The sequence below is a fragment of the Pseudomonas sp. CFBP 8771 genome, from assembly GCF_014841695.1.
Lineage (GTDB): Bacteria > Pseudomonadota > Gammaproteobacteria > Pseudomonadales > Pseudomonadaceae > Aquipseudomonas > Aquipseudomonas baltica.
In genome coordinates this window covers 68315-90446 of sequence record NZ_JACYUJ010000004.1, presented here as the reverse complement: position 1 = coordinate 90446, position 22132 = coordinate 68315, and the positions used below count along the sequence as shown (strand labels likewise).

At 64.0% G+C, this 22132-nt stretch carries 19 protein-coding genes; 11 read left to right on the top strand and 8 right to left on the bottom strand.

The annotated features are described in order from the left end of the window. Positions 1-11: 11 nt before the first annotated feature. Positions 12-638 carry a glutathione S-transferase family protein gene (locus IFT80_RS10255; RefSeq protein WP_192137507.1) on the bottom strand — a complete coding sequence of 209 codons (627 nt, stop codon included), beginning with the start codon at positions 636-638 and terminating at the stop codon, positions 12-14. 291 nt (positions 639-929) lie between these two features. Between IFT80_RS10255 and IFT80_RS10250 the strand changes: the two genes are divergently transcribed. The 8 genes from IFT80_RS10250 to IFT80_RS10215 all read left to right on the top strand — a co-directional run bounded on the left by IFT80_RS10250 (position 930) and on the right by IFT80_RS10215 (position 9915). Next, complete coding sequence (locus tag IFT80_RS10250; protein ID WP_192137506.1) at positions 930-1982, top strand: ABC transporter substrate-binding protein; 1053 nt, start codon at positions 930-932, stop codon at positions 1980-1982. Between the two features lie 304 nt (positions 1983-2286). Next, positions 2287-3207: an ABC transporter permease gene (locus IFT80_RS10245; RefSeq protein ID WP_122801315.1), complete on the top strand. Its 921-nt coding sequence runs from the start codon at positions 2287-2289 to the stop codon at positions 3205-3207. Continuing rightward, entirely contained in the window at positions 3207-4004 is a 798-nt protein-coding gene (locus IFT80_RS10240) for an ABC transporter permease (RefSeq protein WP_122480602.1), read from the top strand. The genes IFT80_RS10245 and IFT80_RS10240 overlap by 1 nt, the downstream gene beginning before the upstream one ends. Positions 4005-4141: 137 nt before the next feature. Then, positions 4142-5602, top strand: coding sequence for an NAD-dependent succinate-semialdehyde dehydrogenase (locus IFT80_RS10235; protein WP_192137505.1), 1461 nt, complete (start codon positions 4142-4144; stop codon positions 5600-5602). Positions 5603-5782: 180 nt separating this feature from the next. Further along, positions 5783-6871 carry an ABC transporter ATP-binding protein gene (locus IFT80_RS10230; RefSeq protein ID WP_192056596.1) on the top strand — a complete coding sequence of 363 codons (1089 nt, stop codon included), beginning with the start codon at positions 5783-5785 and terminating at the stop codon, positions 6869-6871. Positions 6872-7085: 214 nt separating this feature from the next. Beyond that, entirely contained in the window at positions 7086-8378 is a 1293-nt protein-coding gene (gene gabT / locus IFT80_RS10225) for a 4-aminobutyrate--2-oxoglutarate transaminase (protein WP_192058845.1), read from the top strand. Positions 8379-8698: 320 nt separating this feature from the next. Next, complete coding sequence (locus tag IFT80_RS10220) at positions 8699-9385, top strand: hypothetical protein (protein WP_185794848.1); 687 nt, start codon at positions 8699-8701, stop codon at positions 9383-9385. Positions 9386-9423: 38 nt separating this feature from the next. Then, positions 9424-9915 (top strand): Lrp/AsnC family transcriptional regulator, encoded by a 492-nt coding sequence (locus IFT80_RS10215; protein WP_043191751.1) that lies wholly within the window; start codon positions 9424-9426, stop codon positions 9913-9915. A gap of 107 nt (positions 9916-10022) precedes the next feature. On the opposite strand, the gene IFT80_RS10210 is transcribed toward IFT80_RS10215, so the two are convergent. The 4 genes from IFT80_RS10210 to IFT80_RS10195 form a co-directional block, all read right to left on the bottom strand. Then, positions 10023-10733: a cupin domain-containing protein gene (locus tag IFT80_RS10210; RefSeq protein WP_192137504.1), complete on the bottom strand. Its 711-nt coding sequence runs from the start codon at positions 10731-10733 to the stop codon at positions 10023-10025. Between the two features lie 33 nt (positions 10734-10766). After that, positions 10767-12050 carry an NAD(P)/FAD-dependent oxidoreductase gene (locus IFT80_RS10205; protein WP_163007704.1) on the bottom strand — a complete coding sequence of 428 codons (1284 nt, stop codon included), beginning with the start codon at positions 12048-12050 and terminating at the stop codon, positions 10767-10769. Between the two features lie 47 nt (positions 12051-12097). Then, positions 12098-12802: an HAD-IA family hydrolase gene (locus IFT80_RS10200; RefSeq protein ID WP_122480608.1), complete on the bottom strand. Its 705-nt coding sequence runs from the start codon at positions 12800-12802 to the stop codon at positions 12098-12100. A gap of 139 nt (positions 12803-12941) precedes the next feature. Continuing rightward, entirely contained in the window at positions 12942-13889 is a 948-nt protein-coding gene (locus IFT80_RS10195) for a LysR family transcriptional regulator (protein ID WP_192056601.1), read from the bottom strand. A 173-nt stretch (positions 13890-14062) separates the two neighbouring features. Here IFT80_RS10195 and IFT80_RS10190 point away from each other — a divergent pair, with 173 nt between their 5' ends. Continuing rightward, complete coding sequence (locus IFT80_RS10190) at positions 14063-15490, top strand: aldehyde dehydrogenase family protein (RefSeq protein WP_192137503.1); 1428 nt, start codon at positions 14063-14065, stop codon at positions 15488-15490. 321 nt (positions 15491-15811) lie between these two features. On the opposite strand, the gene IFT80_RS10185 is transcribed toward IFT80_RS10190, so the two are convergent. The 3 genes from IFT80_RS10185 to IFT80_RS10175 form a co-directional block, all read right to left on the bottom strand. Then, positions 15812-17485, bottom strand: a complete 1674-nt coding sequence (locus IFT80_RS10185) for a GMC family oxidoreductase (RefSeq protein ID WP_192137502.1) — start codon at positions 17483-17485, stop codon at positions 15812-15814. A gap of 13 nt (positions 17486-17498) precedes the next feature. Then, positions 17499-18536 (bottom strand): ABC transporter substrate-binding protein, encoded by a 1038-nt coding sequence (locus IFT80_RS10180; protein WP_122480612.1) that lies wholly within the window; start codon positions 18534-18536, stop codon positions 17499-17501. Between the two features lie 283 nt (positions 18537-18819). Further along, a complete protein-coding gene (locus tag IFT80_RS10175) occupies positions 18820-19734 on the bottom strand; it encodes a LysR substrate-binding domain-containing protein (RefSeq protein WP_192137501.1) in 915 nt (304 codons plus the stop codon). A 107-nt stretch (positions 19735-19841) separates the two neighbouring features. Between IFT80_RS10175 and IFT80_RS10170 the strand changes: the two genes are divergently transcribed. Further along, positions 19842-20921: a tartrate dehydrogenase gene (locus tag IFT80_RS10170; RefSeq protein ID WP_192137500.1), complete on the top strand. Its 1080-nt coding sequence runs from the start codon at positions 19842-19844 to the stop codon at positions 20919-20921. A gap of 275 nt (positions 20922-21196) precedes the next feature. Continuing rightward, entirely contained in the window at positions 21197-22123 is a 927-nt protein-coding gene (locus IFT80_RS10165) for a 2-hydroxyacid dehydrogenase (protein ID WP_192137499.1), read from the top strand. Positions 22124-22132: the final 9 nt, after the last annotated feature.

The following is a 22132-nucleotide window of genomic DNA, read 5'->3' as shown; positions in this document are numbered from 1 at the left end:
GCGTCGCGTGTTCACTTGGCGAACTTGTACTCGCCGCCCTGCTCCAGCGCTTTTTGATACGCCGGCCGTGCTTGCAGGCGCTCGACCCAGGCAGCCAGGTGGGGGTAGGCGTCCAGCTTGCCCTGGGCTTTGGCCAACTCGCCGACGAAGCTCATCTGCACGTCGGCGCCGGTCAGTTCTTCACCCACCAGGTAAGGCGTCAGGCTGAGGGCGGTATTCAGGTAGCCCAGGTAGTTGTCCAGTTCGGATTCGATGCGCGGATGCAGCGGCGCGCCGGCTTCGCCCAGACGGCCGACGTACAGATTGAGCATCAACGGCAGCATGGCCGAGCCTTCGGCGAAGTGCAGCCACTGCACGTACTCGTCGTAGGTGGCACTGGCCGGGTCAGGCTGCAGGGCGCCTTGGCCGTGACGACGGATCAGGTAATCGACGATGGCGCCGGACTCGATGATGGTGTGCGGGCCGTCCTGAATCATCGGCGATTTGCCCAACGGATGGACGGCCTTGAGTTCGGCTGGCGCGAGGTTGGTCTTGGTGTCGCGTTCATAACGCTTGATCTCGTAAGGCACGCCAAGCTCTTCCAGCAGCCAGATGATGCGTTGCGAGCGTGAATTGTTCAGGTGGTGAACGGTGATCATGACGAAGACCTTCTGTAGGGGCAGGTTAAGAGCAGACCCGGCCTGACCTGCAGAGTGCAAAAAATCCCTGCGCGGGGAGCGCGCTCTTCACTCATCTCGATAGCTTCCTGTGGGCAAAACAGTTCCTGCTGCGCCACTCGGTGTTTTCGCAATAAAACGCTTCGACGGCGCCGATTTGTGGCCGCTTGCGCGCAGCCCCTGGCGGTAGATTGGACAGCAGCGGTCCAGCAGAACGACCGAGCGACAACAACCAGCTCGCCTCCCACCTGCCAACCTTCAGGAGTCCCGTACATGACACCGACGCCACTGCGCGCATTCAAGTTCGCAAGCCTTGCACTGCTGGTCGGCGCCTTCGGGCAGGCTTGGGCAGAAGACATTACCTTCGTATCGCAGGGCGGTGCCTACCAGGAGGCACAGAGCAAGGCCATCCTCGAACCGGCGGCCAAGAAGCTTGGCCTGACCCTCAGGCAGGACAGCTCGCCCAAGGCCTACCCGATCATCAAGACCCAGGTCGAAAGCGGCAAGGTCAGTTGGGACGTGGTCGACCTGCCCACCGGCGATTGCCTGCGCGGTGAGGCCGAAGGCCTGTTCGAAAAGCTGGACCCAGCCTTGGTGCCGAACGCTGCGCAGCTTCCGGCGGCGCTCAAGGACGACTACACCGTCGGCTACATCAGCTACTCCACCGTGCTGGCGTATCGCACCGATGCCTTCAAGGGCGACAACGTGCCCAGGACCTGGGCGGATTTCTGGGACACGAAGAAATTTCCGGGGCAGCGCTCGCTGCGCAACCTGCCGCGCCCCACCCTCGAGATTGCCTTGATGGCCGACGGCGTGGCGCCTGACAAGCTGTACCCGCTGGACGTGGAGCGGGCCTTCAAGAAGCTCGAGGAAATCAAGCCGCACATTGCCACCTGGTGGACGTCCGGCGGGCAGTCGGCGCAGTTGATCAGTGACGGCGAGGTGGACATGATCCAGGCCTGGAACGGTCGCATCACGGCGGTGCAGGCCGACGGTGCGCCGGTAGCCTTCGACTACAACCAGGGCGTGCTGGAAACCAACTCGCTGTGCGTGCTCAAGGGTACGGCGCACCGGACGGCAGCGATGAAGTTCGTCAACGAGGCCATCGACGCCAAGCTGCAGGCGGCGCTGCCGATGATCATCGACTACGGCCCGCTGAACCCCGAGGCGTTCAAGACCGGCACCATTCCTGCCGAACGCGCGACCGAGCTGCCGTCTTCGCCCGAAAACATCTCGCGTCAGGCGCTGCTGTCGGCCAAGTGGTGGGCGTCGCAGGAAGGGGTGAAGGCCGAAGAGCGCTGGCTGGCCTTTGTGCAGAAAAAGTAGGCGTGCCAGGGCGGGCCTCTTCGCGGGCAGAGCCCCGCTCCCACAGAAGTATGCCTGAAGCCTGCCTCTGAAACGGGGCACCTGAGCGCTGCCTTTGTGGGAGCGGGTCTCTGCCCGCGAAGGGGCCAACGCAGTTGCTGCTGTCGCCCACCCTCAATACGAAACAAACCACTCCGGCGCAGGCCTTTTAAGCCCGTTTCGTTCTTGGCTGAGTCGGTACATTGAACCTTGAGGGTCGCCATGACCGACCAACAACAAGCTGCTTGCGCTGTTTCACCGGCGCTCGGCCGTGAGGAATCGTTCCATGTCCAACGCCTATCTCGCCAAATCCATGCCTGACGCCCACAGCGAGCCGCCTGCAAGCAATGCCGATGCCCTGGCGCGCGAGGAACGTCGGGAGAATACCTCGATGTTGCTGCTGCTCGCCCCGGCGCTGTTCATGGTGGTGGTGCTGTTGATCCTGCCGATGTGCTGGCTGGCGTTCCAGTCGGTACAGACCGAAGACGGCTTTTCGCTGGCCAACTACGCGCGCATCTTCGAAGAACGCATCTACTGGGATACGTTCTACCTGACGTTCAAGATCAGCCTGATCGTGACCCTGCTGTCCATCGTCATGGGCTTCCCGATAGCCTACGCCGCCTCGCGCCTGCAGGGCTTCTGGGCCAACCTGATTCTGATCTGCGTGATCCTGCCGTTCTGGACCAGCGTGCTGGTGCGCTCCTACGCCTGGCTGGTGTTGCTGCAGCGGCGCGGGGTGGTCAACCAGACGCTGCTGGACATGGGCATCATCGACCAACCGCTGAACATGATGCACAACACCACCGGCACGGTGATCGGCACTCTACACGTGATGTTGCCGTTCATGGTGCTGCCGCTGTATTCGGTGATGAAGAAGATTCCCCAGGACCTGATGCAGGCTTCCGAAAGCCTGGGCGCCAAACCCTTCTACACCTTTCGCCGGGTGTTCCTGCCGATGGCGGCGCCGGGTGTGATGGCCGGTTCCATCCTGGTTTTCGTGATCTGCCTGGGCTTCTTCATCACCCCTGAACTGCTGGGCGGCGGTCGCACCATCCTGGTGTCGATGCTGGTGCAGCGCAACGTCGAGCTTTATCACGCCTGGGGCGCCGCCAGTGCGGTGGGCCTGGTGCTGCTGTTCGTGGTGTTCCTGATCTTCTGGGGCATCAACCGCTTCATCCCCATCGAACGCATCCTGGGAGCACGCTGATGAATACGCTTGCCTACCTGCGCCAGCTACGCCTGTCGCATGTGCTGTTCACCGTGCTGGTCGCGGCGATTCTGCTGTACCTGATCATCCCGGTGCTGATCGTGGTACCGATGTCGTTCTCCGAGGCGCGCTTCCTGCAGTTCCCGCCCAAGGAGTGGTCGCTGCGCTGGTATGAAGCCTTCTTCCACAGTGCCGAGTGGATGTCGGCGGCGCGGGTCAGCCTGATCACGGCCGTAGTGACCACTGCAGTGAGCCTGCCGATCGGCATGGCCGCGGCCTACGCCATCAACAACTCGAGCCTGAAGGTCATCCGCACCCTGCAGATCGTGTTGCTGCTGCCCATGATGGTGCCGATCATCCTGATCGCGGCGGGGGTGTTCTTCGTCTACGCGCGGGTGGGGCTGATCAGCTCGCTGACCGGCCTGGTACTGGCGCACATCATGCTGGCCCTGCCCTACGTGATCATTGCCCTGCTCGCCGGGCTGCGCAATTTCGACATGTCGCAGGAGATGGTCGCGCGCAGTCTGGGCATGAACCGCTTTCGCGCGTTCATGGCGGTGACCTTGCCGCAGATCAAGCCCAGCGTGGTTTCGGCAACCCTGTTCGCGTTCATCACTTCGCTGGATGAAACGGTGGTAGCGCTGTTCATTTCCGGGGGTGACAACCAGACCCTGACCAAGCGCATGTTCACTGCACTGCGCGACGAAATCGACCCGACGATTGCGGCGATCAGTTCGATCCTGATTCTGGCGTCGCTGATTCTGGTGGTGGTGGCTGGGCGGAACAAGCAGGGGTAACACCCCCCAGCACAGCCTGCCGCCACCCCACCGCAATTCAGCATCCGCGCCGCGCCGCGTGCCCCATCTCGGCATCGCCCGCTGCGTGGACATTTCTACACTAGGTCCATCGTTCGGACTGCAAAGGCACCTTGATCATGTTGAAGCATTCACTGCGTGACCCTTCCCTGCTCGTCGAGCGCGCCTACGCCAATGGCCAGTGGATCACCGCCGATGACGGCGCCACCCTTGCCGTGACCAATCCAGCCGATGGCAGCGTGATCGCCAACGTACCGGCCTTGCAGGCAGCCGAAACCCGGCGCGCCATTGCCGCCGCCGAGGCCTGTTTCGTCACCTGGCGCGAAGTGCCTGCGGCCGAGCGCGCCAAATTGCTGGAGAAGTGGTACCAACTGATCATGGACAACCAGGAAGACCTGGCCTTGATCATGACCGCCGAACAGGGCAAACCCCTGGGCGAGTCGCGCGGTGAAATTGCCTACGGTGCGAGCTTCGTCAAATGGTTCGCCGAGGAAGCGCGGCGCATCTATGGCGACACCATTCCTTCACCCGCTGCCGACCGCCGCATCCTGGTACTCAAGCAGCCGATCGGCGTGGTCGCGGCGATCACCCCGTGGAATTTCCCCAACGCCATGATCACCCGCAAGTGCGCACCGGCCCTGGCCGCCGGTTGCCCGGTGCTGGTCAAGCCGTCGGAGATGACCCCGCTGTCGGCCCTGGCCCTGGCGGTGTTGGCCGAACGCGCAGGCATTCCGGCCGGGGTGTTCAACGTGCTCACCGGCCTGCCGGCAGGCGTGGGCGGCGAGATGACCAGCAACCCGGCCGTGCGCAAGCTGTCGTTCACCGGTTCCACCCGCGTCGGCCAGCTGTTGATGAGCCAGTGCGCCACGACCATCAAGCGCCTGAGCCTGGAGCTGGGCGGCAACGCGCCGTTCATCGTGTTCGATGACGCCGACCTGGACCTGGCCATTGCCGGCGTCATGCAGAGCAAATTCCGCAACGCCGGGCAGACCTGCGTGTGTGCCAACCGCATTCTGGTGCAGGACGGCATCTACCAACGTTTCGCCGAACGCCTGAAGGCGGCGGTGGCCGAGCTGAAGGTTGGCGACGGTCTGGCCGAGGGTGTGACCATCGGCCCGTTGATCAACGCCGCGGCAGTCGACAAGGTGGCCCGCCACATCAGCGATGCCGTGGAGAAAGGCGCTACCGTTGCCATTGGTGGGTTGCCGCAAAACGATGGCCTGTACGTGCAGCCCACGGTGTTGCTGGACGCCCACGCCGACATGCTGCTGGCCGGCGAGGAAACCTTCGGCCCCGTGGCGCCGCTGTTCCGCTTCCACACTGAGGACGAAGCGCTGACGCTGGCCAATGCCACGCCCTATGGCCTGGGGGCCTATTACTTTACTCAGGACATGCGCCGCGCCTGGCGCGTGGGCGAGCGTCTTGAGTTCGGCATGGTCGGCTTGAACACCGGGATCATCTCCATGGAAGTGGCGCCCTTCGGCGGCGTGAAGCAATCGGGCACCGGCCGCGAGGGATCCAAGTATGGCCTGGACGAATTCCTTGAAGTGAAGGCCTGGCACATCGGTGGGTTGGGTTGATCTGTGTCGGGCATCGGCATCGCATGACGGCCCTGACGCGGCTCGCGCCGCTGCTACAGAAGATCGCATTCCCTTGTCGATCGCATTCTCCTGTAGCAGCGGCGCGAGCCGCGTCGGCGGGCAGCGCGGATTGTCAGGTAACCCATGACCACCTATTCAGCATTTTCTGGAGCACCACAGATGAATTTCACTGAAGGTTTCGAATCGGTCAGCGTCAACCAGGTCAGCAAGCACTACGGCAGCCTCAAGGCGCTGGACAACGTCAATCTCAAGGTGGAAGCCGGCGAGTTCATGTCGCTGCTGGGGCCCTCGGGTTCGGGCAAGACCACCTTGCTGAGCATTCTGGGTGGCTTCATACGGGTGAGCTCCGGCAATATCCTGTTCGGCGAGCGCAACGTCACCCTGATGCCGCCGCACAAGCGCGAAATCGGCGTGGTCTTCCAGAATTACGCGCTGTTCCCGCACATGACCGTGGGCGAGAACGTGGCCTTCCCGTTGCGTGCCCGCGGCGAAAGCGCGGGCAAGAGCCGGGAGCGGGTCAAACAGGCCCTGGCCACGGTGGAACTGAGTGGCTACGAAGAGCGCTCGATTGCCGCGCTTTCCGGCGGCCAGCGTCAGCGTGTGGCGCTGGCCCGAGCCATCGTTTTCGAACCCAAGCTGATCTTGATGGACGAGCCGCTGTCGGCGCTGGACAAGCAGCTGCGCGAGACCATGCAGATCGAACTGCGCGCCCTGCACAAGCGCCTGGGCGCGACCATGATCTACGTCACCCACGACCAGCGTGAAGCGCTGACCATGAGCGACCGCATCGCCATCATGCGCGGCGGGCAATTGGTTCAGGTCGACACGCCACGCCGCCTGCACGACCACCCTTCGGACGACTTCGTCGCCAGCTTCATCGGCGAAAGCACCTTGGTGCCGCTGCAACGCAGCGCGAACAACGGTTTGACCCTGGGCTCCACGGCCCTGCGCACCACGCGCCCGGTGCCCGCTACGGGCGATGTATTCCTGGCGCTGCAAGCGGAAAAGCTGCTGCTGGACAGCGCCAGCGCCGGGCCTGAATGGAACCGTCTGAGCGGGCGCGTCGCAGACATCGTCTTTCAGGGCGAAAGCTTGAAGGTCTTCGTCGATCTGGACGGTGGGCCCACCGTCAGCCTGCGCCAGCCAAGCCACCACGAAGGCAACCTGAGCCTGCCGCCGATCGGCTCGCCGATGCTGATGCGCCTGCATCCGGAAGACACCATCGTGGTGCCGCGCGCCGGGGTTTGAAGAGGTCAGTGCAGGCCCCTTCGCAGGCAGAGGGCCCGCCGCCCGCGAAGAGGCTAGCACTGACACCCCACCATCCAAACAACCGAATCTACCGCCCCACCCGCAAAAAAAACGCAAACACCCCAGCGCAACCCGCAACTTCGGTGCTTGTGATTTGCGCCACTCCTTATCCTGATCACATCACCCGCCACGCTCGGCGCTCACGGAGATCGAGATGAATTCTGCACTGACCGAAAATCAACGCCTGCTGGCCCTGCGCGAACAACACGTGCCCCGTGGCATCGCCACCGCGCACCCGATAGTGGCCGCGCGCGCCCAGGGTGCCGAGCTGTGGGATGTGGACAACAAGCGCTATCTGGATTTTGTCGGCGGCATCGGCGTGCTCAATGTCGGCCACAATCACCCCGCTGTGGTCGAGGCGGTGCGCAGCCAGGTGGGCAAGGTGTCCCATGTCAGTTTTCAGGTAGCGGCCTACGAGACCTACATTGATGTGGCCGCGCGGCTGAACGTGCTGGTCGGCGGGGACGAGCACTACAAGAGCGTGCTGTTCACCTCCGGCGCCGAAGCGGTGGAAAACGCCATCAAGATCGCCCGCGGCTACACCCAGCGGCCTGCGGTGATTTCGTTTCGCGGAGGGTTCCACGGACGCACCCTGTTGGGGGTGACCTTGACCGGCATGAGCCAGCCCTACAAACAGAATTTCGGCCCGTTCCCGGCGGAGATCTATCACGCCAGCTACCCCAATGCCTATCGCGGCATCAGCAGCGACGACGCCCTGGCGCAGTTGCACGAGCTGTTTGCCAGCGACGTGGCGCCGGATCGGGTAGCGGCGATCCTGATCGAACCGGTGCAGGGCGACGGCGGTTTCCTGGCCGCGCCGGTCGAGTTTCTCCAGGCGCTGCGTGCGCTGTGCACGCAGCATGGCATCGTGTTGATCGCCGATGAAATCCAGGCTGGATTCGGCCGCACCGGGAAAATGTTCGGTTTCCAGCATGCGGGTATCCAGCCGGATCTGGTCACGGTGGCCAAGTCGCTGGCCGGTGGCATGCCACTGTCGGGCGTGGTGGGCCGAGCCGAGATCATGGATGCGCCGACGCCCGGTGGGTTGGGCGGCACCTACGGTGGCAACGCCGTGGCCTGTGCGGCGGCGCTGGCGGTGTTGGACCTGTTCGAGCACGAAGACCTGCTGGCGCAGGGCGAGCAGCGTGCGGTGCAGTTGCGCGAGGGCTTGCTGGGGCTGCAGAAACGCTATCCGCGCATCGGTGATGTGCGGGGCCTGGGCTTCATGCTGGCCATCGAGATGGTCAAGGACGATGCCGGGCACAGCGCCGATGCCGATCTGGCCCAGCGGGTCATCGACCAAGCGCGCCAGGCGGGGTTGCTGGTGATCAAGTGTGGTTTGTATCGCAACGTGGTCCGCTTCCTCGCGCCGCTGGTGACCAGCGCCGAGCAGGTGGCAGAAGCCTTGCAGATGCTCGACACGGCATTGGCAAAAGCCGGGGCCTGACTGTGGGAGCGGGGCGGGCGGCGCGCTCTTCGCGGCCACGGACCGCTCCTACAGGGATCAGGGCCAAACGTAGGAGCGGTCATCGGCCGCGAAAAATGCGCCGCGGTACACCTGGCACACTGCGGCGCGCTGTTCGCGGCCACCGACCGCTCCTACAGGGATCAGGTCCAAACGTAGGAGCGGTCAGCGGCCGCGAAAAATGCGCCGCGGTACACCTGGCACACTGCGGCGCGCTGTTCGCGGCCACCGACCGCTCCTACGGTGGAAAAGCTGTAGGAGTCTGCAGGGAAGCCCTTCATACCGTCGCTCAGGAGCATTCCATGAAAGTCACACAGTACAAGGCCCTGGGGTTCTCTTATGCCACCCTGGTCGACCGTGAACGGGGCATTCTCGAAGGCCTGCGACCCTTGTCGGTGCAGAGCGAGACTCCCGGCAGTGACGCGCAACTGCTGACGGCCTACCGCGCCATCGCCCAGGAGCTCGGCCAGGCGGGCGGCAACCCCAGTGCCAGTGCGTTCCACGGCCAGCTGTACCAGCGCATGGCGCACCGATTGCATGTGATTCCCGGCTGGGATGAAAGTGTGGCTTTCGGTAGCTCGTCGGCCCATTGGCCGATCTTCGAAGACGCCCCCGGCGCCCTGCAGTACCTGAGCAAGTTCTACCGGTTGATACTGATCGCCCCACCCCACGGCATCGATGTCGGCGCCCTGACCCAACGCTTGCCGGTGGCATTCGATGCGGTCATCGAACCTTGCAACGATGACTGGCACAGCAGCCTCGCCACCGAGCTGCAGCGCCTGGGCCTGGAGCGCTCGCAGTTGCTGCCGGTGCGCAGTACCGAAACGGATGACCCCTGGAACCTGCGCGTGGATTTTCCGGTGTGTACCCTGCACCGTGACCACCGCCAGCCATGGAATCTTTCGCCCCAGGCTCTGGACGGCAAGCGCTGTGAATACGCCAGCCTTGCGGACCTCGCCCATGCCCATCAAACGGCATTGCACGCCTGAGGCCCACGTTCATGCTTTGACTTGACGAGGTCCACCCCATGGATGCTGCAACGAAACTGGATCGCATCGACATCAATATTTTGGTGCAGCTGCAGAAGGACGGGCGCATGACCAACGTCAGCCTCGCCGAAGCCGTTGGCCTGTCCCCCAGCCCCTGCCTGCAACGGGTCAAACGCCTGGAGTCGGCGGGCTACATCAGTGGCTATGAAGCGCACGTCAATCTGGCCAAGTTCGCCAGCTCCGTCACGGTGTTCACCGAGGTGACCCTGTCGGACCACAAACGCGCCGATTTCGTGAAGTTCGAATCGAGCATCCGCAACATCGACGAGGTGCTCGAATGCCATTTGATCAGCGGCGGGTATGACTACCTGGTGCGGTTCCTGTGCAGCAGCATCCAGCACTACCAGGAGCTGATGGAGTCGATCCTCGACAAGAACATCGGTATCGACAAGTATTTCAGCTACATCGTCATCAAGAGCCCGGTGCTCAAGAGCGCTGTGCCGTTGCGCAGTTTGGTGCGCGCGGTTTGATTCCCGCACCGCGGTGACCCCGGACGCGGCTCGCGCCGCTGCTACAGGCCGATGTTCACGTCCGCCCACCCTACACATCCCACGCCGCGTCCGGCCGTTACGCCGCCTCAACTCAAAATGCAAAACACCTTGCGCACCGTCTGCTCGCTCGACCAGGCATTGGTCGCCCCCGCCGGCACCACCACGACCTCGCCGGCGCTGACCGTACAGGCGTCGCCCTGCTCGGGCGTCAAGGTCACTGCGCCTTCCAGAATGAACATCAGCTCGCTGTAGCCTGGCTGCACCTGCTTGCGTGCATAGGGCTCGCACTGCCACAGACCGATGCGCAAGTTGGCCGCGCTGAACAGCGTTGCGCTCCAGGCTTTCGGAGCCGGGGTCAGCAGCACTGTTGCCGACGGCGGCTCGCTGGGCGGCAGTGATTGAGCGAAGTCGATCTTCAGCGGCGTGCGAGGCATGTCATTGCTCGGCGGCAAGCCGGGGAAAGCCATGAACAGACGTCGCAACTGCCCGCGATGCTGCCAGCGCACTGCCACACCACGAGGCACCACGAAACAATCCCCAGCCTTCAGACGCAGGTCGAAGCCCTCGCCCTGCAGGGTCAGCTCGCCGGCCTCCACAATCCCCAGTTCGACCCAGGGAAAATCATCAATCGACAAATTGGCGCCGACGCTGGTCGAGGCGCCCACCGCGCAGCCCGTGTGGGGGTCATGGAAATGCACGGTACGGCCGGCCGCCAGGGGGTCGTCCTGCAACGCAAAGGCGGCGACGGGTAGACGGCGTTCGATGGCGGGCTGTGAATAATGCAGGATCGGGGGCATAGGTCTCGTCTTGGCAATGAAGAAGTTCGCGGCTCAGCGGCCGATGGCATCCAGCAGTTGTTGCCAACCTGCCGCCAAGCGTACACCCGGCGCGCGAAAGGCATGCAGGGGAATGGGTTTGAACGTGTCGCCCGCCAGCAGGCCCAGTTGCACCGGTTCGCCCGCGGTCATGGCTGCCAGTTGCTTGCCCATGTAAGTGGACATCGCCACGCCACCGCCGTTGTAGCCGATGGCATAGAAGCTGCGCGCGTCCAGTTGACCTGCATGGGGCAGGTAATCGAGGGTCATGGCCACCAGCCCAGACCAGCGAAACGCCACGGGCTGGTCGCGCAGGACCGGAAACACCACGCCCATGCTGCGTTGCAGGGTGGCGAAGGCGCTGTCCGAATCGTCTTTGCCGAACGCCCCGCGGCCGCCGAAGATCAACCGGTCGCCGACCACCCGGAACCAGCGCAGCATGCGTTTGGTGTCGCCACAGACCTGACCGCCGGGCATCAGCGTGGCCAATACGTCGGCCGGCAGTGGTGCAGTCGCGATGATTGCGCTACGAAAGGGAATAAGCCGTCGGTGCAGAGTATCGGTCGCGGCGCTCTGGTCGGAATAGCCATTGGTGGCATACACCACCTGTCTGGCACTGACTCGACCCTGGGGCGTCTGCACGATGATCCGGTCGCCTTCCTGGCGAACCTGCAACGCCGGGCTGTTGATGAACATCTTCACGCCGCGCTCGTTCAGGCTGTGAGCCATGCCCCGGGCATAGTTGAGCGGGTGAATGCCGCCCGCCTTCGGCGTCAGCAGCCCGCCGTGAAAAAGGGTCGAGCCGGTCATTTCCCGCACCTGCGCCGCGTCGATCATGCGCGACGACTCGCCGCCGGTTTCGCGCTTGATCCAGTCAGCGGTGTTGCGCAGTCCGTTCAAGGCAAGTTCGTTGTGGGCCGCGGCAATGTGCCCACCCATGTGCAACTGCGCGCCCTCGATGCCCAGGCTGTCGATCATTTCCACCAGGCTGTCCACGGCGGCATAACCGGTGCGGTACATGTGCAGAGCGGTGTCGCGATCGAAGCGCTGCATCAGGGCAGGAAAGCCGACGCGAAACTTGGGCGACACCACGCCGCCGTTACGGCCACTGGCGCCCCAGGCCAGGGTATTGGCTTCCAGAATCAATGGCTCGCGGCCGCTCAGGGCAATGTGGTGAGCCGCAGACAGCCCGGTGTAGCCGGCACCGACGATCACCACGTCGCACTGCCGCTCGCCCTGCAATGCTTGCAGGGCCGGGGCCGGTCGGGCGGTGGCCGCCCATAAACTCTTCGCAGTCATAGCCGGTTTCCACCAGAAGGCGGCGCTCGGAGCAAGCGCCGCTGTTGTCAGCCCAGTTCCTGTTCGACCGCGTCGGCCAGTTGCGCCAACGAGGTGAAATGGTAGTGCGGCTTGGTGTGCTCGGATTCCAGGGTGCCGCCGCTGCCCTTCTGCGCGTGGCGACGTTCGATCCAGCAGGTCTGGTAGCCCAGGCGCATGGCCACGCCAATGTCGTGGTACTGGCTCTGCGCAACGTGGAGAATCTCTTCGAAGACGATGCCCTGCGTGGCCAGCACCCCACGGGTGTAGGCGAAGAACTGCGGATCGGGCTTCTCGAAACGCACGTCATCGACGGTCACGCGCACATCGAACGGCTCGTCGAGGGTCTTGGCCATGTGGTTCAAGGCCCAGATCTGCGAGTTGGTGGTGGCCACCAGTTTGAAGTGCTTGTGCAGACGCTTGAGCGCCTCGATCGAGTCGGGGAAGGCCGGGAAGTTTTCCACCGCCAACGCCAGGCCGCGGGCGTATTCGTCGCTGTCCGGCAAGCCGAGCTGGCGCGCGATCAAGTGATAGCAGCGCTCCAGGTCATCCGGCCACCAGCCCGAATCGGGCATCGCGCGGGCATCGCGGTAGGCCTTCAGAATGTCGTCGTCGCTGCACGCCTTGCCCGCTTCGCCAGCCACTTCGCGCACATGGTTGAGAATGCCGGCTTCGAAATCGATCAGGGTGCCGACGACATCGAACGTCAGGGCTTTGAACTGCTTGAATGACATAGGGCGCTCCGCATGATGAACCAGGGGAAGGTGCAAGGTGTGGTTCAATTATCAGCCGGGTGAATCGCCATATGTTCTGTTTTGTCCTTACCTCAGGGCATAACCTACTGTTTTTCCCGCGATGGCGGCATACCTGTGTTCATGACGCCTCCGCGATCTTCCGAGCCAGGCATAACTGTGGGTAAAGCGCGTCGACGCGCACGATGTCGGCCTGCATTTCTTCGATGATCCACTGGCGCACGCTTTCCACGATAGGGCGGCTCGGACGGTTGGCCGGTGTCACCAGGCAGCAGTGCCGGGCACTGACCGTGACCTCGTCACCCACCGGCAGCAACTGCCCGTTGGCCAGGCAGTGCGAGACCACGTTGAGCCAACCCAGGGCCATGCCCTGGCCAAGCAGGGCGGCCTGCACCACCACCGCATAATCGGAGAACACCAGGGCATTGTCTGCGCGTCCACCCTGGTCGAAAGGCGCCGCCCAGGTACGGTCCTGGTTGTCCATGTGGATCAGCGCAGGCATTGCATTCTTGCCCTTGCCGCTCGGTACGCCGGCACGGTATTGCGGGCTGCACACGGGCAGGGTGATCTCGGGGAGAACCAGGCTGTCTGCGGCCTTGACGCTGCCGGCGTCGAGGTAGCGCATGCCCAGGTCGACATCCATCAACGGCCCGCCGATGCGCCCGGACATGAGTTGGTAACGCATGTCCACCGCGGGAAAGCGCTCGCTGAAACGGCTCATGCGCGGCATCAGCCAGTGTGTGGTGAACGCGGTGGACACCGACAGGGTGATGGTTTCCATGCCGGTAGCGCGGGCCGAGATTTCGCCGATGGCCGATTCGATGGTGTCGAAACCTTCCTGGACGCGGCGGTAAAGAAGGGTCCCGCTTTCGGTGAGCCGCGCGCCGCCACGAACGCGTTCGAACAACTGTACCCCAAGGTGTTCTTCCAGGCGCGAGAGCATGCGGCTCACGGCAGGCTGGCTGACGCAGAGTTCGTCGGCCGCACGGGTGAAACTGCCGCAACGGGCGGCTGCCTCGAAAACGAACAAGGAGCCGGAGCTGGGCAGTTTTCTGCGAAGGTTGGACATGACCTGAGTTTATGCCTGGGAAAACTATTAGTAAATTGCCCTGACAGGAAAACCGTTCCTATTCTGACGGCACGTAACTCCTTTTTCCCCGCAGCGAACTCGGACGCGGCTTGCGCCGCTGCTACGGGGACGCAGGCGCATCGGCCTTTTTTATCACTGGTGGAGAGCGAATTTTGGACAACGCGTTGAAGTTCTATATAGACGGACGATGGGTCGAGCCGTCGGGCGCGCGGCGCCTGGCGGTGATCAATCCGGCCAGCGAGCAGGCGTTTACCGAAATCGCCTTGGGTGAACAGGCCGATGTCGATGCGGCGGTCGCGGCGGCGCGACGCGCCTTTACCGACTTTGCGTTTACCACTCCGGCCGAGCGCAAGGCGCTGCTCGGACGGATCCTCGAGTCGTTCATGGCCCGCTACGACGACATTGCCGCGGCCATCATGCAGGAGGTCGGCGCACCGCGAGCCTTGGCCCATGACTGGCAGGCCGGTATCGGCAAGCGTCACCTGGAGCAGATGCTGCGCACCTTGGACAGCTTCGAGTTCCGCACCCGGCGCGGCACCACGCTGATCAACCAGGAGCCAGTCGGCGTGGTGGCCTTGATCACGCCCTGGAACTGGCCGATCAATCAGATCGCCTGCAAGGTGGCACCGGCACTGGCCGCCGGCTGCACCCTGGTGCTCAAGCCCAGCGAGATCGCGCCGATCAACGCCATCATTTTTGCCGAAGTGCTGCACAGCGCCGAAGTGCCGGCGGGCGTGTTCAACCTGATCAATGGTGACGGGCCTGGCGTGGGCGCAGCGCTGGCCAGTCACCCCGACGTGGACATGGTGTCGTTCACCGGCTCCACCCGGGCCGGCGTGGAGGTGGCGCGGCTGGCCGCACCGACGGTCAAGCGGGTGCACCAGGAACTGGGCGGCAAGTCGGCCAATATCCTGCTCGACGATGTGGACCTGCACGCAGCGGTGACGGCAGGGGTCAACGGGTGTTTCGGCAACAGTGGCCAGTCCTGCAACGCGCCCACACGGATGCTGGTACCCGCCGCGCTGCACGACCAGGCAGTGGCGATCGCTCGCGCGGCGGCATCGGCCCATCGAGTCGGCGCGCCCGACGACCCGTCCACGACCCTGGGCCCGGTGATCAGTGACCGGCAATACCAGGCAATCCAGCGGATGATCGCCATCGGCATCGAGGAAGGGGCGCAGTTGGTGTGTGGCGGTCTGGGCCGGCCGGCCGGGCTGGACCTCGGGTATTACGTGCAGCCAACGATCTTTGCCGGGGTGGATGCACAGATGACGATTGCCCGTGAGGAGATCTTCGGCCCGGTGCTGGTGATCCAGCCCTATACCGATGAGCAGGACGCGGTACGTATGGCCAACGACAGTGTGTTCGGCCTGGCGGCGTACGTGCAGTCGGCCAGCCTTGCGCGGGCACGCCAGGTGGCCCTGAAGATGCGCGCCGGCAGCGTCTACATCAACTATCCCAGCTGGGACGCAGCGGCGCCGTTCGGTGGCTACAAGCAATCGGGCAATGGCCGCGAATATGCCGAATGGGGGTTGGAGGCGTTTCTAGAGGTGAAGGGTATCGTGGGTTGGGGTACCTGACACACCACAACGCGCTCTTCGCGGGCAAGGACCGCTCCTACCGTTGACCGGCAACCCGTAGGGGCATCCATCGGCCGCGAACCAGACGCCGCGGCCTTCCTGAAACACCGCAGCACGCCCTTCGCGGCCAAGGACCGCTCCTACCGTTGACCGGCAACCCGTAGGGGCATCCATCGGCCGCGAACCAGACGCCGCGGCCTTCCTGAAACACCGCAGCGCGCCCTTTGCGGCCGATGACCGCTCCTACCGTTGACCGGCCACCCGTAGGAGCGGTCATCGGACGCGAACCAGGCGCCGCGGTCTGCCTGAAACACCGTCGCCTCACCCCGCCTTGATCAGATCGGCGATACGCTCGGCCATCATGATGGTCGGCACATTGGTGTTGGCGCATGGAATCGACGGCATCAACGACGCATCGCACACCCGCAATCCCGTTACCCCGATCACCCGCCCGTCACTCGAGGTCACTGCCTGGGGATCCTCCGCGCGGCCCATGCGGCATGTGCCTGACGGATGCCAGGTGCCGCCCACATTGGCGCGCACGAACGCCGTCAGTGCCTTGTCGTCGGCCAGCAACTTTTCCAGGGTCACACCTTGGGTCACCAGGCCTCGCACCAACAGCCCGCGCAAGGGGCCGGCGATGTCCAGCAGCACGCTCAACAGCCCACGCTGCAGGGCATTGAAACGGCCAGGCATCGCTACCTTGGCCACCCGCGGCGAGTAGCTGGATGGAAACACCACACTGCGCAGACCGCCCAGCCCCGGTGCCGACAGCGTCTCGGCACCCATGCGCAGGGCCTGCTTCAACCGCTGCAGGTCACGGGCTTCGGACAGCATCGAGAAACTGACCTCGGGCTCCTGCAACGGATCCAGCGACGTCACCTGCACCCGCCCTCGCGAGTAGGACTTGTTGACCCAGAAAAACATCGTGCCCAGCCGGTAGCCCACCGAGTGCCAGCCGGAACGCGACAGGATCGCACCGTGCATGTCACCCGGCACCGTGCCCGGCAACCCGGATGAAAAGCGTACGATGGCCTGCTCGTGATGCTCGTCGACGTGAGGTGTTCGTCCCTGCGCCGTCAGCAGCGCCGACACGGCAATCGACGGATGCTCCATGAGATTGCCTCCCACGCCCGGCCGGTCGGCCACCAGCGGCACGCCCAGATCGAGCAATTGGTCCAGCGGGCCAACCCCACTGCGGATCAACAACGCAGGGCTGTGAATCGCCCCGGCGCAGACGATCACCTCCCCGGCAAACACTTCCTCGGCCACGCCGGCCTGGCCCAGCAGACGCGCGCCCACCGCCTGGGTGCCGCGGAACAGCACGCGGTCCACAACACACTCCGTGCGCAGGGTCAGGTTGGGGCGGGCACGCACCTCGTCGGTGAGATAGCACACCGACACCGGAATCCGTTCACCCTGCTCGCTGACACCGATGGCACCCACGTAGACGCCATCCTGCCACTGCCCATTCTGGTCCGGGCGGGTGGGCAGGCCACGAGTCGCCAATACGCCCATGACCGCTTTCACGAAGGGCGACAGAAAGGCCGGCGCCGTACGCCGGATCCGTATCGGTCCGTCGCTGCCGTGCAGCGGCCCGCTGAAATCGCAGTCGGTTTCGAGTTTGCGAAAGTACGGCAGGCAGTTTTCCCAGCTCCAGCCTTCGGCACCGAGCCGCCCCCACTCGTCGTAGTCATCCGGCGCCCCGCGGTTGGTCATCAGCGCATTGATCGCCGATCCGCCGCCGAGCAGGCGCGCCTGCTCATAGCGACGGCTGCCCTGGGTGGACATGCGTGCGGTCAGGCGCTGCCAGATGTTGCGCCCATCCAGATAGGCGCGGCCGGGGTAGCGACTGGCGATGGCCGCGGGCATCTTGCCCGGCGCAATGTCACGCCCGGCTTCCACCAGGCACACGCGCTTGCTGGGGTCTTCGGACAGCCGCGCGGCGAGCACGCACCCCGCGCTGCCGCCGCCGAGAATCAGATAGTCGATCACGCTTGCGGCCGCCTTACTGGACGAATTTCAACCAGCGGTCCTTGGCGGCAATACCGTCAGCCGACGACCACCACTCTTCGGACATCAGCGCCTGCTTGGCGGCGTTCTCCGGCGAGCTTGGGAGCTCCTTGCCCCGTTCGGCGCTGAGCTTGCCAGTAGCGAACGCGGCGGGGTTGCCAGGGCCGTAATCGATGTACTTGGGCAGGTCGGCCTGCAGATCGGGCGACACTGCGGTGTCGACGAACTTGACCGCCTGGGCCAGGTTCGGCGCGTTCTTGAGGATGCACAGCTGGGTGTTCTGCAGGATGCCGTCGTTGTAGGTGAAGTCGACATCGGCGTTGTCTTTCTTCACCGCGCCTACGCGGCCATTCCAGATCATCAGCATGTCCACTTCACCGTCGTTGAGCAGCTGCGCCGATTGCCCGCCCGAACTCCACCACACGGCGATGTCCGGCTTGATCTGGGCTAGGCGCTTGTAGGCGCGGTCGACGTCCAGCGGGTAGAGCTTGTCGCGCGGCACGCCGTCGGAAATCAGCGCCGCTTCCAGGGTGCCCATGGGGTCGTTGCGCAATGCGCGGGTGCCGGGGAAGTCCTTGACGTTCCAGAAGTCGGCCCAGCTTTGCGGTACTTTCTTCAGGCTCTTGGTGTTGTAGCCCAGTACCGAGGAATAGAACTCGTAGGCCACCGAGTAAGGCGTGCGATAGGCCTCGGGCATGCCCTTGACGTTAGGCATTTTCGCCAGGTCCAGCGGCTCGATCAGGCCTTCGCGGCCGCCACGGATACAGTTCGAAGGCGGGGTGTCGATCACGTCCCATACCGGCTTGCCGGTTTCGCCCTGGGCCTTGACCATGGGCCAGGCGTCCGGAACGCTGTCCTGCTTGATGGTGATGCCAAGCAACTTGGCGGCGGGGTCGAGGATGGCCTTGGTCTGCGCCTCCTGATACACGCCACCTTGGGACACGAAGGTAATCTGCTCGGCCTGGGCGCTGGTGGAACACGCCATGGCCACGTACAACAGGGATAGGACAGAACCGAAAGACAAGGTTTTCATGGCAAATCATCCTGGGGGTAGATTAATTCGGCAGCGACAAAAACCTCGACGGGTAGCCCATGTTTGCACCGGTTCTGTATTTTTGTTTGACCGAGCGGGACCGCTGGAAGGTACAAGAGGCGAAGCCTGCGCGACAATGCACCATTAGTCAGTACCACCATGATTTCAGGTTATCTATACCCACCCCGGCACGCTTACCCTGTAGCAGCGGCGCGAGCCGCGCCACCAACGCCGCGGTACATCTGCCCCACCGCGTCGAGGCCGGACGCGGCTCGCGCCGCTGCTACAGGTCACCGACCGCAAACGGCAATCGTTGGCCCAGCGCCTCGCGCAGGTAATGCACGAATGCGGTGATGCGCTGGGGCGTATGGCGCCGTTGCTGGTACATCGCAAACACGTCGGCCTGCGGCGCCTGATGATCGGTCAGCAGTGCCTGCAGCCGGCCACTTGCCAAATGGGCCTGCACGTCCCAGCGCGACCTCAAAATCAAACCGTGGCCGTCCAGCGCCCACCCCAGCGCCACCTCGCCATCATTGCTCGACAGCGTCCCGGTCACCTTGTGCGCGTAGTCCTGGCCATCCTTGCGAAAGCGCCAGATGGCGTAATCACTGCCGAACTGACGCAGCACGATGCAGTTGTGGGCGGCCAGATCGGCCACCCGGGTGGGCGCAGGCATGTCTTCAAGGTATCTCGGTGATGCGCACAGCACGCGCGGATTTTCCAGCAGGCGCACGGCGATGAGCCGCGAATCGGGCGGCTCGCCCATGAACACGCCGAGGTCGAACTGATCATCGAGCAGGCTCATGGGCTGGCTGCTCAGTTCCAGGGATACTTCCAGTTCGGGATGCAGGCGCGCGAACGCCGAGATCACCTGAGCCAGATGCCGTCGGCCGAAGCCCAGGGTGGCGTTGATCCGCAGTCGCCCGTGCAGGGTCGGTTGACGCGTGCCCAGCGCGCTTTCCAGTTCATCGAGCTGACGCAGGATCGGCCGCCCGCCTTCCAGATACAGCACACCTTCGGGCGTCAGCGACAAGCGTCGCGTGGTGCGTTGCAGCAACTGCACGCCCAGGCGCTGTTCCAGTTGGCTCAGCCGTTTGCTCACCGCTGGCAGCGACAGGCCAAGATGGCGGGCCACCTCGGTCAGGCTGGCGCGGGTGGCCACCTGCTGAAAGAAGCTCAGGTCGTCGATCATGCTCATGGATTGTTTACCTGAATCTAAGAATGGCTTAACCAACAGGCCAATTATTAATCCGCACACCCTGATTACACTGAGTCGGCAAGTTCATCAACCCGTGGAGTGGCACCATGAGCAAGTCCAATTACAAGATTGCAGTGATTCCCGGTGACGGCATCGGCAAGGAAGTCATGCCCGAAGGGGTCCGTGTGCTGGATACCGTGGCGGCCTGCTACGACCTGAACTTGCAGTGGGACTGGTTCGACTTCGCCAGCGCCGATTACTACCTGGCTCACGGCAAGATGATGCCGGACGACTGGTTCGAAACGCTCAAGGGCTACGACGCCATCTACTTCGGCGCCGTGGGCTGGCCCGACGTTGTGCCCGACCATGTGTCGCTGTGGGATTCGCTGTTGCAGTTCCGCCGCGAGTTCGACCAGTACGTCAACCTGCGCCCTTGCCGGCTGATGCCTGGGGTGAAGGCACCGCTGGCCAACCGCAAGCCTGGTGACATCGATTTCTGGGTCGTGCGCGAGAACACCGAAGGCGAATATTCCAGCGTGGGCGGCAAGATGTTTCCCGGCACCGACCGCGAGATCGTCCTGCAGGAAACGGTGATGACCCGTGTTGGCGTGGATCGCATTCTCAAGTTTGCCTACGAGCTGGCGCAGAGCCGTCCCAAGAAGCACCTGACCTCGGCCACCAAGTCCAACGGCATTGCCATCACCATGCCTTACTGGGACGAGCGCGTGGTCGAGATGGGCAAGAAGTACCCGGAAGTGAACGTCGACAAGTACCACATCGACATTCTCACGGCCAACTTCGTGCTGCATCCGGACTGGTTCGACGTGGTGGTGGCGAGCAACCTGTTCGGCGACATTCTCTCCGACCTTGGCCCGGCCTGCACCGGCACCATCGGCATCGCACCGTCGGCCAACATCAATCCGGAACGCAACTTCCCCAGCCTGTTCGAACCGGTGCACGGCTCGGCGCCGGACATCGCCGGCAAGGGCGTGGCCAACCCCATCGGGCAGATCTGGTGCGGCGCCATGATGCTCGAACACCTCGGCCATCCGGAGGCTGGCGCGGCTGTTCTGGCGGCCATTGAAAAGGTCTTGGCCATGGGCCCGGAACACGCACCGCTGACCGCCGACATCGGCGGCACCGGCACCACCCGCGCCCTGGGCGAAGCCATCGCTGCCGCCTGTTGAGGCCGCGGCACCCCTGACACCGCACCGCCCCTTTCGCGGCCACAGGCCGCTCCTACAGGGATTGCGCAGCTCGTAGGAGCGGTCATCGGCCGCGAACCAGACGCCGCGGTACCCCTGACACACCGCACCGGCCCTTTCGCGGGCAGAGCCCCGCTCCCACACTGCACCGCTGCTACGGTCAACTTGTTCTGTTTCGCCCGCTCGATTCGGGAGAATGTTGCGCGGCAATCTGGCATCGTCGGTGTTCCTTCCGATCGTCAGCGAGAACCCACCTTATGACGCTGCTGTTCAAAGTCCCCGACGAGCGTGCGTCGGCTTGGAAGGCCTTGTTCGCCGAGCACGCAGCGGATATTCCCCTGCGCTTCTGGCCGGACATCGGCGACCCGGCGCAGGTACGCTATTTCGCCGCCTGGCAGCCGCCAGCGGACCTGTATGACCGATTCCCCCAACTGCAGGTGGTTTTCGCCACGTCGGCGGGGGTGGATCAGTTCGACCTTGCGCACGTTCCCGAAGCGGTCAGCGTGGTACGCATGCTCGACCCCGGCATTGCCCAGGGCATCATCGAGTACGCCGGCTTCGCCGTGCTCGCCCTGCATCGCCAGATGCCGACCTATCTGCAGCAACAGCGCGAGGGCAAGTGGGCGATCCATCCGCTGCTGGAGGCCGGCAAGCGCCGCGTCGGTGTGATGGGCCTGGGCAATCTGGGCCAGGCGGCATTGAATGCGCTGCGGCCGTTCGGCTTTGCCTTGAGTGGCTGGTCGCGCACGCTCAAGACACTGCCCGGCGTGCACTGCTATGGCGGCCGCGAGCAATTGCCGGACTTTCTCGGCAGCTGTGACATCCTGCTGTGCCTGTTGCCCTTGACCGCCGACACCGCTGGCATTCTCGATGCGCAGACTTTCGCCGCGCTGCCGGCCGGCGCCAGCCTGATCAATCTTGGCCGCGGCGGCCATCTGGTGGAAAGCGACCTGCTGGCCGCGCTGGATTCAGGCCATCTGGCCCATGCGATCGTCGATGTGCTGGAAAAAGAGCCGCCGCGCAGCGATCACCCCTTCCTCAGCCACCCGAAAATCTGGCTCACGCCACATATCGGCGCCATGACCGATCCGCATTCGGCATTCCAGGTGCTGCTGGACAACATCCGCCGGCATCAACGGGGTGAACCTATGGCAGGTCTGGTGGAGCCTGGGACAGGCTACTAGTGGCAAGCG

Bases quoted from the DNA above. Each gene is read 5' to 3' on its own strand.
- IFT80_RS10250 (WP_192137506.1), top strand. From the start codon at position 930: ATGACACCGACGCCACTGCGCGCATTCAAGTTCGCAAGCCTTGCACTG.
- IFT80_RS10200 (WP_122480608.1), bottom strand. From the start codon at position 12,802: ATGTCATTCAAGCAGTTCAAAGCCCTGACGTTCGATGTCGTCGGCACC.
- gabT (WP_192058845.1), top strand. From the start codon at position 7,086: ATGAATTCTGCACTGACCGAAAATCAACGCCTGCTGGCCCTGCGCGAA.
- IFT80_RS10220 (WP_185794848.1), top strand. From the start codon at position 8,699: ATGAAAGTCACACAGTACAAGGCCCTGGGGTTCTCTTATGCCACCCTG.
- IFT80_RS10180 (WP_122480612.1), bottom strand. From the start codon at position 18,536: ATGAAAACCTTGTCTTTCGGTTCTGTCCTATCCCTGTTGTACGTGGCC.
- IFT80_RS10175 (WP_192137501.1), bottom strand. From the start codon at position 19,734: ATGAGCATGATCGACGACCTGAGCTTCTTTCAGCAGGTGGCCACCCGC.
- IFT80_RS10210 (WP_192137504.1), bottom strand. From the start codon at position 10,733: ATGCCCCCGATCCTGCATTATTCACAGCCCGCCATCGAACGCCGTCTA.
- IFT80_RS10205 (WP_163007704.1), bottom strand. From the start codon at position 12,050: ATGACTGCGAAGAGTTTATGGGCGGCCACCGCCCGACCGGCCCCGGCC.
- IFT80_RS10165 (WP_192137499.1), top strand. From the start codon at position 21,197: ATGACGCTGCTGTTCAAAGTCCCCGACGAGCGTGCGTCGGCTTGGAAG.
- IFT80_RS10255 (WP_192137507.1), bottom strand. From the start codon at position 638: ATGATCACCGTTCACCACCTGAACAATTCACGCTCGCAACGCATCATC.
- IFT80_RS10230 (WP_192056596.1), top strand. From the start codon at position 5,783: ATGAATTTCACTGAAGGTTTCGAATCGGTCAGCGTCAACCAGGTCAGC.
- IFT80_RS10245 (WP_122801315.1), top strand. From the start codon at position 2,287: ATGTCCAACGCCTATCTCGCCAAATCCATGCCTGACGCCCACAGCGAG.
- IFT80_RS10240 (WP_122480602.1), top strand. From the start codon at position 3,207: ATGAATACGCTTGCCTACCTGCGCCAGCTACGCCTGTCGCATGTGCTG.
- IFT80_RS10195 (WP_192056601.1), bottom strand. From the start codon at position 13,889: ATGTCCAACCTTCGCAGAAAACTGCCCAGCTCCGGCTCCTTGTTCGTT.
- IFT80_RS10235 (WP_192137505.1), top strand. From the start codon at position 4,142: ATGTTGAAGCATTCACTGCGTGACCCTTCCCTGCTCGTCGAGCGCGCC.
- IFT80_RS10170 (WP_192137500.1), top strand. From the start codon at position 19,842: ATGAGCAAGTCCAATTACAAGATTGCAGTGATTCCCGGTGACGGCATC.
- IFT80_RS10215 (WP_043191751.1), top strand. From the start codon at position 9,424: ATGGATGCTGCAACGAAACTGGATCGCATCGACATCAATATTTTGGTG.